General features: G+C 45.7%; 10 protein-coding genes. 8 read left to right on the top strand and 2 right to left on the bottom strand.

What is annotated here, in order from left to right:
* Positions 1-29: 29 nt before the first annotated feature.
* The 4 genes from fdh3B (at position 30) to KO533_RS18460 (ending at position 5,585) form a co-directional block, all read left to right on the top strand.
* A complete protein-coding gene (fdh3B, locus tag KO533_RS18475) occupies positions 30-599 on the top strand; it encodes a formate dehydrogenase FDH3 subunit beta (RefSeq protein WP_219255545.1) in 570 nt (189 codons plus the stop codon).
* 79 nt (positions 600-678) lie between these two features.
* A complete protein-coding gene (locus KO533_RS18470; protein WP_131525797.1) occupies positions 679-1,662 on the top strand; it encodes a formate dehydrogenase subunit gamma in 984 nt (327 codons plus the stop codon).
* Positions 1,663-2,111: 449 nt separating this feature from the next.
* On the top strand, positions 2,112-3,695 hold the full coding sequence (locus tag KO533_RS18465) for a methyl-accepting chemotaxis protein (protein ID WP_219255543.1): 1,584 nt from the start codon (positions 2,112-2,114) through the stop codon (positions 3,693-3,695).
* Positions 3,696-4,193: 498 nt separating this feature from the next.
* Positions 4,194-5,585: an SEL1-like repeat protein gene (locus tag KO533_RS18460; protein ID WP_219255541.1), complete on the top strand. Its 1,392-nt coding sequence runs from the start codon at positions 4,194-4,196 to the stop codon at positions 5,583-5,585.
* Positions 5,586-5,658: 73 nt separating this feature from the next.
* Here KO533_RS18460 and KO533_RS18455 read toward each other — a convergent pair whose 3' ends face one another.
* Positions 5,659-6,570, bottom strand: coding sequence for a bile acid:sodium symporter family protein (locus KO533_RS18455; protein WP_173248130.1), 912 nt, complete (start codon positions 6,568-6,570; stop codon positions 5,659-5,661).
* 380 nt (positions 6,571-6,950) lie between these two features.
* Between KO533_RS18455 and KO533_RS18450 the strand changes: the two genes are divergently transcribed.
* The 3 genes from KO533_RS18450 (at position 6,951) to KO533_RS18440 (ending at position 9,643) form a co-directional block, all read left to right on the top strand.
* On the top strand, positions 6,951-8,288 hold the full coding sequence (locus KO533_RS18450; RefSeq protein WP_219255540.1) for a coproporphyrinogen III oxidase family protein: 1,338 nt from the start codon (positions 6,951-6,953) through the stop codon (positions 8,286-8,288).
* Positions 8,289-8,420: 132 nt separating this feature from the next.
* Positions 8,421-8,654, top strand: a complete 234-nt coding sequence (locus KO533_RS18445; protein ID WP_011787794.1) for a hypothetical protein — start codon at positions 8,421-8,423, stop codon at positions 8,652-8,654.
* Between the two features lie 47 nt (positions 8,655-8,701).
* On the top strand, positions 8,702-9,643 hold the full coding sequence (locus KO533_RS18440) for a DUF4424 domain-containing protein (RefSeq protein WP_219255538.1): 942 nt from the start codon (positions 8,702-8,704) through the stop codon (positions 9,641-9,643).
* A gap of 53 nt (positions 9,644-9,696) precedes the next feature.
* Here the strand turns inward: KO533_RS18440 and KO533_RS18435 are convergent, their stop codons facing one another.
* Positions 9,697-11,697, bottom strand: a complete 2,001-nt coding sequence (locus KO533_RS18435) for a ligand-gated channel protein (protein ID WP_219255536.1) — start codon at positions 11,695-11,697, stop codon at positions 9,697-9,699.
* 125 nt (positions 11,698-11,822) lie between these two features.
* On the opposite strand from KO533_RS18435, the gene KO533_RS18430 reads away from it, so the two are divergent.
* Positions 11,823-12,779, top strand: a complete 957-nt coding sequence (locus tag KO533_RS18430; RefSeq protein WP_251073496.1) for a LysR family transcriptional regulator — start codon at positions 11,823-11,825, stop codon at positions 12,777-12,779.
* Positions 12,780-12,782 lie beyond the last annotated feature (3 nt).

Raw genomic sequence — 12,782 nt, 5'->3', positions numbered from 1 at the left:
GTGCAGCTTAAGCTAGGAGAATTGCCATTATGGCTACAATGAAATTTTTGTGTGATACCAAGCGCTGCATCGAATGTAACGGTTGTGTCACTGCCTGTAAAAACGAAAACGACTCCGCTCTCGAGTGGGGTATCCAACGCCGCCGCGTAGTGACAATCAACGATGGTCAACGTGGTGAAGCCTCAATCTCTGTCGCCTGTATGCATTGCTCAGATGCACCTTGTATAGCGGTTTGCCCAGCAAACTGCTTCTACAGAACCGACGACGGCATAGTGCTACACGACAAAGATGCCTGTATTGGTTGCGGTTACTGCCTTTACGCCTGTCCATTTGGCGCACCTCAGTTCCCGAAAAAAGGTGCCTTTGGTAGCCGCGGTAAGATGGATAAATGTACCTTCTGTGCCGGTGGCCCAGAAGAAAACCACTCAGATGCAGAACGCCAAAAATACGGTTCAAACCGTATTGCCGAAGGTAAACTGCCTATGTGTGCAGAACTGTGCGCGACTAAAGCCCTGTTAGCGGGTGATGCCGAAGTGGTTTCAAGCATCTTCCGTGAGCGTGTGGCTTATCGTGGTGCTAAAAACGCGGCTTGGAATTAATTCAGGTCAACAGGATCTGTCCACAGACTTAGCTTAGCGCCTTCCTAGGTGGGCGCGGCTAAGTGAGAGAGGATATATGATGAACAAATGGTTCAAACACATAGGTTTAGCCATAGCACTGTTATTTAGTGCTGTGTGTATAGCCAATGGTGGTGATGAACTGGCGAATCAAGTTCAACAGTCTGATGCCCAAATTTGGGCACAACTGAAGGATGGTGCCACGGGATACACTACCTCCCAAAGTGAGTTTCATGCTCAGCCGATCAATACCTACGATTTACGGGTATTAGCGCTGCGTAGCGACTGGTTAGCGCCCGCCTTAATGGCTGCACTATTCGGTATGATCATTATCTTTGTCCTATTTATCAAGGTGAATGGCATCTCCAAGCTGCACCATGGTTTTTCAGGCAAGTTAGTGCATCGCTGGTCTAAGTTTGATGTTTCAATCCACTGGTTAGGCGCGATTCCATGCTTACTGTTGATTTTAACAGGCTTAACCTTGCTGGCGGGTCGCTTTTTCTTCCAACCTTGGTTGGGCGAAGGCATCTGGGAAGCAATCGTCTATGGCGCGAAGCAAATCCATGACGTGATGGCGATTCCCTTCATGATAGGTTGGGCATTGATGACCACCCTATGGGCGAAAAACCAGCTGCCAAAAATGTACGACGTTAAGTGGTTCATGGTAGTAGGCGGTTACATTAACTTTGGTCCGTTCAAAGGTAAGCACCCAGATGCAGGTTTTGCTAACGCGGGTGAGAAAATGTGGTTCTGGGCATTTGCCCTGTTTGGATTAGTCATTTCAGCCTCGGGCATGTTATTACTCTTCCCTAACCTGTTCGAGCCAAGCCGTACATTAAGCTTGATCGCCCTGGTACTGCATTCAGTGAGCGCTATCGTGATCTGTGCTTTCTCTATCGTACACATCTTCATGGCAACTGTGATGTCAGAAGGTGGTATGGAATGTATGGTGTCAGGCTACTGTGATGAAAACTGGGCCAGCCAACATCACAACCTATGGTTTGATGAAATCAAAGCCAACGGCACGCTTAAATATAAAGAATAAGACTGAAATCTAGTTGTAAGTATTCCAAAAATACTTAGCCACTAGCAAACGTAGAGCCCCCGTCAATCACTACTGGCGGGGGCTTTTATTTCAGCATGAGTCATCGGCTTTAACTATATGTCTGAATTACATTTTGAATCATTTGTAGCATTTGAGTACGAGATCACAAAGACCAATTTAAATGCTAAATCACTGTAAAAAAATTGCATGTATCATAGTTATTTAATAATAAAAACAATCATCTAGATAAAAGTTGAACTTAAACAACACAACATTTCGTAACTTAGCAACCAACCAGATGCAACACCAATAAAACAATTCAATTAAAAACAGTATCTTAGTAGACATTTCCATAAAATACTCTCTTGCTGGCTAGCTCACGCGCACGCTAAAATTACCTATAGCGTAATTAAATTACGCATTGCTGCTTTTTATCCTAGAAGGTCACCATGTTTAAAAATGCCAAAACCAGTACATTGACGGCATTGCCATCAGTGTTTACAAGTATCTTACTGATCATCATAGGTATTTCGTGCTATCGCAGTTTTAACGAACTCGGTGAGACCAGTAAAAGCCTAGTCGACAACACTCAGCTCGCAGAAACTTTCACTACAGTACGAGAATCCTTTTTTGAGCTGCGCTTAGCCACCTTAGTCCACAACGGTAAAGCTATCGCAGATCAACAACATAATGTCGCACAACTCGTCTCTCAACTGACCAAATTTAATACCGACTTCATGGGCGCTGATGCTCAAGCTATTCACACTCTTTTACCACAAACAGAACATTATGTTCGTCTCTACCAAGAAGAACTGGCACTCGCTAAACAAACTGGAGCAGTACCTGAGCTAACCGCTGAGCGTGCTGCGCTCGGGCCTAAGGCCAGTAATCAAATCAACCAATTAGTCACGCTGATCACTCAGAGAAATCATGAGTTAGGCAAACAAGCTGAAGATAAAGTCACCTCAACAGAAAGCATCCTACTGGGATTGATCTTGTTCGCGATTGTAGCGTCACTCTTCAGCGCCCTCATTATGAGTAAACAACTCGTCCACATAATCAATGAGATAAAACGGGTAATGGAACGTCTTGCCCATGGCGACCTAACTCATAAAACAAATATTAAAGGACAAAATGAGCTCTGCTCACTCGCAGAAGATCTCGACAGCGTGATAGGTAATCTACGTGAAATTATGTCTGAAATAGCCCAAGCCTCAGATCATATGTCCGACCAAATAGGGCAATTGAATGTGCAGTCGAATGCCAATAATCATGCACTGCAAATCCACGCCGTTGAAACCGACCAAGTCGTGACAGCCATGACTGAAATGAGCGCCACGGCCCATAATGTCGCGGGTGATGCTGCATCTGCAGCCCAGTTTACTCAACAAGCAAATGCGCAAGCGGATAAATCGAAGAAAGCCGTTGAACAAGCTGCCAACACTGTGATTGCCTTGGTCGCTAAAGTCGATGTCGCCGCTGATGCGATTAATGATATGAACGAAAATACTCGTCATATCGCCGCGATTTTGAATGTAATAGGTGAGATTGCCGATCAAACCAATCTGCTAGCGCTTAATGCAGCCATCGAAGCCGCCCGTGCAGGTGAACAAGGTCGAGGCTTTGCTGTTGTCGCCGATGAAGTTCGCTCACTGGCCGCACGCACTCAAGCAAGTACCGCAGAAATCAACCAAATGCTGGAACAACTTTATCTTGGTGCCAATGCCGCCGTAACCGCAATGGAGCAAACTAAACACAGTTGCCAACAAGCCGCCGATACCACCAATCTGGTAACGGAAAATCTCGATACCCTGACCACTTATGTGTTCGATATTAATGGGCTCAGTAATCAAATCGCCACCGCAGCAGAAGAGCAAAGTGCTGTGACCGAAGAGATAAACCGTAATCTGACCACCATTCGTGAAATGGTCGATGAACTGAATCAAAGCGGTAAAGCCACCCTCAATAGCGCAACCTCTTTGGCCACGACGAAGGAACAACTCGTCGGCGTGGTCTCGCATTTTAAGCTTTAGATTTAGGCTCCCTGAAAAAAGCTTTTAAATCTGCGGCCTAATAACAAAAATTATTGGGCTGTCAGATTTTTAGATGAAATATAAAGCGCGTCACACACCTGCAATATAAATCGCAGCCAAGAAAACTAACCTATTATTAATACTGTATTTTTATAAAAATTATTTACCAAAAAATGATTAAATTGATTCAGTGTCAACAGTGCTAAACCAATAATAAGGGCGTGAAGCCTATAGTTCAGGAATGAAGATACGTATTGCCCATCTCCCACTCCCACAATATTGAATACCACTAAAAAACTTCGGACTCAGCTAATCAACGATTAGCTGAGTCGGCTTTCATATAACGCCAACACACGGCAGTGCTACCGCTGCAATTCATCCGCCTGTCCATAACACAGTGGTAAACCGCAAGGCTTGCTTGTAGCATAACAAACCACTATGTTAGCCAACTTCAATCGCACTACCGCTTGCAAGTACCCGCTTAACGACAAGGATGTTATGAAGATATTCACTATTGCTACTCTCCTATTACTGTTGACCGTAAGCTTTACAGCAACCGCAGAAAAGTCCGCGCTGGAACAGCTATTTGAGCAACAACAATACGACGCTTTCTTGCAACAAGCACAGCAGCAAGCAGCAGAGAACAATGCTGAGGCGTTATTCTTACTGGGTAAAGCCTACCATCTCGGCCGTGGCGTCACGCAAGACAATGCCACCGCCAGCCAATACTATGAACAAGCCAGAGTCTTAGGTTCGGCCCGTGCCAGCCATAATCTAGGCAGCATGGCGCTGGATAATGATCGAAAAACACAGGCTATCCCCTTGTTAGAAGAAGCGCTGGCGCGGGGTCTTAAACTACCGACCTTATATAACCTAGGACGAGCACACAGTCCGGCAGATCCCAGCTCAAGGTTCTATCTAGCGAAAGCAATCACTGCGGCGCAGCAAGCGGGGAGTTACTTTGGACAAGCCTTTGAACTTCAACCCGATAACCTCTATCTGGATAATGCCTCACGCGAGTATCTGCGCGCTTACTTAATAGCGATGCAAAGTGTCGGCAGCGAAAGAGAAAGTCTCGACCTCCCGCAGTTACGCCAGCAAGCCATAAAGTGGCTGGAATTGGGTATGGCAGCAGATGACGGTACGACGTGGACAAACTACGGCGCCCTGCTGTTGAATGAAAATGACTACAGCGGTGCGAAAGCCGCATTTTTACAAGGTGCTAAACGTCAAGTTGCCATCGCTAATTATCATTTAGGCAGCATGGAAGAGCGCGGTTTGGGCGCAGAAGCCGATAAAGTGCAAGCACTGGCATACTACGAGAAAGCGGCGTTAGCCGGCATGGAACAAGCGAAGGCTCCCGCTTATGAACTGCTTAAGGCACAACTGGAATATGAGGACGATCTCACTAAATTGGAACAAGGCATTGCCCGCTTTAATGCACTAAAACAGCAAGCTCAGTATGCTCCCATCTCACTGGACTCAGTTATAAATCGGCTGGCGTGGGGCACGTTTCTGGCACAGCAGCGGCAACAGACTCTTTCGCTACCCACAGCGGCCAAAACCCAATTAAGCTTGCAGGCCTGTGGTTTAGGCTACAACCAATTGCATGGCAGCACATACAATATTGGAGAAAACTCGCACTGGCGTATGGCGGCGTATCTGACCTTAGCCGACAAAATCGCTTTACCACTTGAAGGCAGAGTCGACGAGCATGGTTGTGCCAGCTTAACGATTACCATGACAGATCAGCTGTATCACTTGTTACAACAAGGTGCCGTATTCGGATTGCGCTTTCCCAACTACACACTGCCACTGGCATTAAGCCGGCAAGAAAATATCTTGCAGCTGACACTTATGCCCGTCGAGACCCCATTACCGGTTAATTAGTCACAGCAATTTAAGCCTGTGGCCGCGCTTGCTCAGGTTACAGGCATAGTCTATTTTCGACAGCAACATCTTATTAATCTTGCGATTCCCTCGCCCAATATCCGGCCAACATGGCGCCAGACAAATTATGCCATATCGAAAATATCGCGCTGGGAATGGCAGAAATAGGACTAAAGAATTTAATACATAAAGCAGTGGCGAGACCGGAGTTTTGTAGGCCAACTTCGATGGAGATAGTTTTACAAACTGTGTGGTTAAAGCCTAATAAACGGCAACAGAAATAGCCTAAGGCGAGACCAAGGCCATTATGTAAGAACACGGCCAGCAGAATAATGGGGCCAACTTTATCAAACTGATTGGCATTTAACGCCACGATAATCGTAATCGCCATCACAATTGCCAAGATAGAAATCAGTGGCAATGCAGGAGCGACTTTAGCCACCAGCGATTTAAAAAAATGATTGATAATCACGCCAACGCTGACAGGGATCAGCACAATTTTCACTAAACTCAGCAGCATATCGGCGAAGGGTATATCGATCATCTCCCCAATCAACAGCTTAATAATCAGTGGTGTTAACACCACGCCCGCTAAGGTTGATAGTGCCGTCATGGTTATCGATAAAGCCACATCGCCTTTCGCTAAATAACAGACCACATTAGAGGCGGTGCCGCCTGCAACACTGCCCACCAACACCATGCCTATGGTGAGTTCCCTATCTAATCCTAATAATAAGCTGATCAATAATGCGCTGAGCGGCATGACAGAAAATTGCAGCACGAGTCCTGCGAGTACAGCACGTTTCTGTTTGAATGCATTAGCAAAATCCTGAAGATCTAAGGTGAGCCCCATAGATAGCATGATGATCACCAACAGCGGCACTATGGCGGATTTAAGCTCAGTAAACCAACTCGGTATCAGATAAGCTGTCATTGCGCCTATCAGTGCCAACAGCGGGAAGAAGCGGTTTACGTTTGCCAACATAGTGGGCCCTTTACATCAAGAGGTTATTTTTATCGTTCGGATGATGACAGCCGTCCCTTGGATAGACAAGCGCTAATCCGCCAGCAACAAAATGCCTAGAATGGTGATTTTCAATCTCAGTATTTCGACTGACGCGGTAAGCTAACCCCGCAAATCTACAATAAATTCCGCTAAAAAATGTATGATAAAAATGCATTCTCAATCGCTAAAACATGATCTGCTTAACAAAAAGCCCGTGATTTCCTTGTTAGGAAACCGTAACTTATAACCAGTTCACGTTTTAACAATTACATACGAGGTAGTCTTATTGCGCTAGGTGGTCGTGAATTACCTAAAGCAATTTCGGTGTTTACGGTTAGCACTCTCAGATAGGAATCGTTATGTCATCAGTTATTCAAACGCTCAACGGCGCTATCGCAACGCCTTATCAAGCGAATATTACCGTCCCTAACTGGATGCTCGGCTCGATGGAACGGGTCATGCAGTACTATGTCGATAAGAATCTTCGCCTCGATACGCTTTCCGCAGAAATGATGCCAGCACCGGTTGAAGGCAAAAAATATATGCTATACGCACATATTCCCTTCTGCCATACCCTGTGCTCTTACTGTACCTTCCACCGTTTTATGTTTAAGGAAGACAAGGCGCGTGCCTACTTCATCTCATTACGTAAAGAGATGGAAATGGTCAAGGCCCTCGGCTATGACTTTGAATCTATGTACATTGGTGGTGGTACCACCACGGTATTAGAAGACGAATTAGCCCGTACCATAGAACACGCTAAAACCCTATTTCCTAGCATTAAAGAAGTCTCCTGCGAGTCCGATCCACAGCATTTAGACAGCCCAGGCTTTAAACAGCTCAAAGGCTTAGTGGATCGCATGTCTATCGGCGTGCAAAGCTTTAATGATGATATTTTAAAAATGACCGACCGACTCGATAAATTCGGCACGGGTCAGCAAACCTTCGACAAGATCATGGGTGCCAAAGAGTTGTTCCCTATTATCAACGTCGACCTGATTTTTGGCTTCCGCGGCCAAACCGATGAAGTGATCCAACACGATCTCGACATGGCATCGCGCTTAGACCCAAGACAAATTACTACCTATCCGCTGATGATCACTCATCAAACCCGTAAGAGCGTTAAAGGCAAATTAGCGGCGCCGCAAGCGGATATGGCAAACCAATATCGCCAAATATTAAACAGTCTTAATGGTCAATATAATCAATTGTCTGCATGGGCATTTGGTAAAACCGATGACGAAGGATTTGATGAATACGTTATTGATTACGACGAATATTTAGGGGTAGGTTCGGGCTCATTTAGCTTCTTAAATGACACGCTTTATGTGAACACTTTCTCGCTACGTAAGTACCAAGAACGCATCGCAGCGGGTCAAATGGGTGTCGAGCAACAAAAGAACTACAGCAAAAAAGACGTGATGCAATATCGCTTTTTGCTGGGCATGTTCTCCGGCCGTTTATCGCGTAAATATTTCCGCGAAACCTTTGGCGTCAATTTAGATACCGCCTTATTTAAAGAAATGACGTCAATGAAACTGATTGGCGCCATCAAAAACGACCCAACAGATCCCGACAGTCTGATCGTCACCGATAACGGCAAGATGATGGGTCTATTGATGATGAAAGAGTTTTACTCAGGCATGGATAACGTGCGCGCCCAGTTGCGTAAACCGCTCAAACCCTGTGATATGTAACACTTATTGATGATTGTTGATTCATAAAGACTAAACAGGCCCTTCGAGGGCCTTTTTGTTAACTCGGTTTAAAGGTAATCTTGCCCAGTACTATTAATTGAGCACAATCCCAACAATAAAGGAGTATTCGTTATGGGTTTTAATGAACAAGAAAAACAAGCCTTATTAGCACTCAAAGGCGTTGGCCCGACGGTAATTAAACGCTTCGAAGAAATTGGCATCAGCTCGCTGCAACAACTCGCCCAACACGAAGTGGATGATATTGCTAACTTAGTCGCCAGCATGCTGCGCACCACTTGCTGGAAAAATAGCCCACAAGCGCGAAATGCGATAAGTGCGGCCATCGACCTCGCCCGCGCGCAATAATCGTTCCCCATTGATACTTAAAGCATCCAACTAGAGTTAAGAAGTTCATGTCAGCACACTTAGCCATACCCCTTTTTGCTATAGTTTTACTCGTCTACGGAGAAACTGCCTCTGCCAACGACAGCAGTTTTGGCGATGCTAATGGCTCTATTACCTTGAAATATCAGCCTAATATCAGTATGGATAAAGAGTCCCTCTTCATCAGCGAGACCGAAGTCAGGGTTGATTATGTGTTTACCAACACCAGTTCACAGGATCTTATCGTCCCCATCGCCTTCCCCATGCCACCAATGTTTTTTGGCTCCGCCGATCACAGCAGTATTGATAACTTCACCCTTAAAGTGAATGGCAAAACCCAGCCAACTCAGCACAGGCTGGTTGCCCAACTTGCCGATAAAACCGATATTTCAACCGAGCTGAAACAGCTTGGCTGGGGTGTAGATGAAGTCGCTTACTTTGCCGAATATGCCGAAGTCCCCGAGGGCAAACCCGCGCTCCCCAAGCAATGGTTGGATGAGGACCAACAAATCGCCTTTACCCTAAGTGATTACTTTGTGTGGGAACAAACCTTTCCCGCGGGCCAATCTGTCGCTATCAGCCATAGCTACACGCCAAGCCTCTCAACGGGCATCCCCGATACTGCCAGTAGTATTATTGATACTTACACTGAACTGGCCTGTTTAGATGAAAGCGCCAAGCAAGGGATTAAGAAACGCAATCTCATCGTCAAACAAGACGGTGAAGATCAGGAGATTGGCGTCGAATGGAGCCATCTTAGCTATATTTTGGTCACAGCTAATAACTGGCAAGGGTCGATTAAGGACTTCAAACTCACCCTAAAAAAATCCCAGCCCACAGATCTCATTAGCTTGTGTTTTGATGGCGAGCTTAAAAAAACCGATCCACTCACCTTTGAATTCCAACAAAAACAGTTCACGCCAAAGCAAGATCTCAGCGTCCTGTTTATTCGTAAACCGAATTTTGAATAATCAAAAAAGAAGCCAGCTAAGTGCTGGCTTCTTTATAACTCGCTATTTTTAATTTAAAAACTATAAGTCATACCTAACCAGTAACGGCGGCCATCTTCGATATAACCGTATTCCTCTTGGGTAATTTCCTTATCGAAGGCGTTATAAATGCCCGCACTAAATTTCAAGCTATCGTTCAACTGATAGTTAGCCCCCAAATCCAGCAGAGTATAAGAAGGTGCGATTAAACTGCTCGATGAAGGTCCAGTCGTCGGTTGGCTCTCTTCGCCACGGTAGTTCACCCTCAACCAAGTGCTTAAATTATCAATAGGCTCGTAGTTGAAAGACGCTTGGATCAAATGCTTAGGCAATTGATTTAATGGGCTACCTTTATAAACACCTGTCTTTTGCTCCGAATCCGTATAGGTATAGTTACCCGTCAAACTCAAGTTTGAGCGAATGCGATAGTCGATACTCAGTTCAATCCCTTGGGTCACAGCTTCGTCGACGTTCACATAAGTCGTCGGATTAGAACCAAATTGATTTGGACCATCGGTACATTGAGTCGCAGGACAGGCAACGCGGGTGATCTTGTCATTAAACTCGTTATAGAACACACCCGCGCTAGCGGTAATGCTCTCGGTCAGATCAGAATACAAACCTAACTCGTAGTTAACTGAAGTTTCAGGTTGTAAATCTGGATTACCGTACATGTTGCCACCGCGGCTAACTTGTCCCCAGTCGGGCACTGTCTGGCGTAAACTCGGTGCCCTAAAGCCTGTTGATACACCGCCCTTTAAGGTGGTGCTGTCGGTTAATCCCCACACGCCATAAACGCGCGGACTGACATGATTACCAAAGTTCTCATCATCATCCAAACGCAGCCCCATGGTCAGAGCAAAGTTATCGACAATGCGCCATTCATCCTCAGAAAACACCGACCATTGTTTGCGACTAATATCAGTTAAGTCACTCACTTGGTTACCTGTTTCGTCGGTGAGATCTTGATGGTTGAATGCTGCGCCAAAGGTCGCTGTATGACTTTGGCCTAACGTAGTGATAAGGCTAGATTGCGCATCCGTGTTAGTGATTTTCATCTTACGGGTTTTATTATCAAACACTTCATGCTTGATATAGCTATCCGAAGTACCAAAGTCCCAACGACCTGTATGTGAAAGGGAGAAGGTGCTGTTTTCATATTCTGTCGTTGAAGATTCAGGGCAACCGCGACGACCACAGGCTTCGCCCGGTGCTAACGGTGTGACGGTTTTACCTAAACTGCTGTCGAGTTCTTGGTTAGAAGTACCAACTTCAAACATGATATCGTGATTTTCATTGGGTGTGAGCGCAAATCTCGCGGTCAAGTTAGTCGCATCGCGACCTCGGTAACCACCATAGATTTGATCTTCTTCACGCTGGGTATATTGACCATAAAGTTGCATCCCTAGCAGATCTTTGATCAAACCACCGTTGACGAAAAAGTTGCCTTGATACACATTTCCCGAGTCAGACTTTTCCTGCAATGTCGTGTCGAGTCGCACTTCACCCTGCCACTCGTTCGGCACTTTACGGGTGATAATGTTGATCACCCCGCCAATGGCATCCGAACCATAAAGTGATGACATAGGCCCGCGAACGATCTCAATTCTATCGATAGCAGCCAATGGTGGTGTCCAAGCGCCTTCAACGCCAGGGCCGTCACTGTTGGTCCGTGTCTCGCGCGAGGATTGGCGTTTACCATCCACTAAAATTAACGTGTATTGGCTACCCATGCCCCGCAGACTGATATCCTGACGGTCTGCACCGCCCGTAATCACCACGCCGGGCACTTCTAACATGGCATCGGTTAAGTCGCGGTAGAAGCGGTTATCCAGATCCTCACGGGTGATCACGCTGATAGAAGCTGGCGCATCGCGAATTTGCTGTTCAAATCCCGATGCAGTCACCACGATTCTTTCCATCATCTTTTCTTTATCTGACGCGGTATCCGCAATGGCATTTGTTACTGGTACTGTGGGCAACAAACATAAAGCGGTGATCACTTGAGCGAGGTACTTCTTACGACTTAACAACATAACCGACAAGTCTCCATTAGAGCAAAGATTGTAAATGAGAACAATTTTCAATACGGCAATGTATCTCTATGTTACAATCAGCTCAAGTTAGACTTTAGGTATTCACTTGTAAGAGTTACTTAAAAATGAATAAAAACATGATCAAAGGGATGATCGTTTTTGCGACAATCGCAGAAAAGGGCTCAATGAGTGCCGCAGCGCATCAATTAAATCTCAGCTCGTCGGCGGTAAGTCAGCAAGTGACCAAGCTTGAAATGGACATGGGGATCAGCCTATTCCACCGCAATACCCGCAACCTCACACTCACCGAAGCGGGCAGTTTGTTCTATGAGAATTGCCGTAAGGTCATAGCGATAGTCGAAAGCACAGAGCAGAAACTTAATAACTTGAAAGGTATTCCATCAGGGGAATTAAAGATTGCCGCACCTATAGGATTTGGCGGCGGCCTGTTAAGCGAACCTTTTAATTACCTGTTGGCAGCACATCCACAGATAAGTTTGAATTTACTGCTGCAAGATGGCCCGATAGATATAGTCAACGACGGTATCGATCTGGCGATTTGCATCGGCCCCTTATCGGATTCCAACCTAATTGCCCGCCATTTAGCCGATTGGCGTATGTTACTGTGCGCATCACCCAATTATCTGCCAATGCATAAAAACCTTAGCCACCCAACGGAGTTAGCTGAATTAAATCGGATCTATCACACTTATGCTAAAGGCGATATCTTAACCCACGCCTTCAGCCAAGAGTGTTTTGAACTGACAAGTCAGCGAATTAGCGTCAACAATATGCAAGCGTTAATTCAACTCACACTCGATGGTCTAGGATTTGCCGCCCTGCCCGAACCTGAAGTGCACAAATACCTCGAAAGCGGCCAACTTGTCACCCTATTACCCGAATGGTCACTCAATACCTACAGTGTTTATAGCGTAACGTCGGCGCGAGATAAGCAGCCCGCAAAAGTGAAAGAAGCGCTCAATGCACTTAGTCAATACTTTAGTCAGGCAGATTTTACAGATAATTATCATAATAGTGCCCCTGCACTCAGCAATATGCTATTCGATATGAATTTAAATTGATAA

This window comes from Shewanella sp. NKUCC05_KAH, from assembly GCF_019345585.1.
GTDB classification, from domain to species: domain Bacteria; phylum Pseudomonadota; class Gammaproteobacteria; order Enterobacterales; family Shewanellaceae; genus Shewanella; species Shewanella oncorhynchi.
Note: the sequence above shows the minus strand (reverse complement) of the source record. Positions and strands in the feature narration are given on the sequence as shown.